1 protein-coding gene is annotated in these 689 nt (G+C 76.5%); it reads right to left on the reverse strand.

Annotated features, from left to right (window positions below):
- Positions 1-689 (reverse strand): SWIM zinc finger family protein (locus CCL05_RS43270; RefSeq protein WP_244204630.1); only part of this gene is annotated, 689 nt, incomplete at both ends.

Consider the following 689-nt stretch of genomic DNA (forward strand, 5'->3'; position numbering starts at 1 on the left):
GACGTCACCGGCCCGTACGCCGGGGAGCGGCGCCGGTCCCCTGTCCTGGGCGGCGCGCGCCGCACGGGTGGCGCTCAGCCGGGACAGCGCGTCGAGCAGCTCGCGTTCGCCCCGGCCGCGCAGCAGGAGCAGGACGAAGGGGTCGGCGTCGAGCAGCCGCGCGGTCTGGTAGCAGAGGGCGGCGGCGTGCTTGCAGGGGTGGCCCCGGTCGGGGCAGCTGCACCGCGGTTCCAGATCGCCCGGGCCCGGCAGCAGGGGCACGCCGCAGTCCGCGAGGGACTGGGGCATCTCCTTGTCGAGGAGTGCCGCGATGTGCCCGGGCCGGTCGGCGGCGGCGTCCAGGAACCGCTCCCAGTCGGCGTCGTCGAGCGTGCGCAGCCGCACTTGCACGCGGTACGGGCGCGGACGGCTGCCCCGCACGTACGCCAGCACCAGGCCGGGCGTCACGGTGATGGCGTCGACATGCCCCTGCCCGGCGTAACCCCGCCCGCGCTCCAGCCGCTTGGCGTCCAGCGCGCCCTGCTCCAGCGCGGCGACCCACGCGTTTCCCCACCAGCTCTCGGCGAAGCCCTTGCCGTCCGGGTCCCGGGGCGGGAAGGCGGGGAAGGTACGGCGGAGCTCGGTGTCGCGGTCGGGGGCCGCCATGGAGTGCGGGATCCGGGGAGTCTCGGGCCGGGTGGTGGAAGGAG

It is taken from the genome of Streptomyces africanus, from assembly GCF_002150735.1.
Taxonomy (GTDB): domain Bacteria; phylum Actinomycetota; class Actinomycetes; order Streptomycetales; family Streptomycetaceae; genus Streptomyces; species Streptomyces africanus.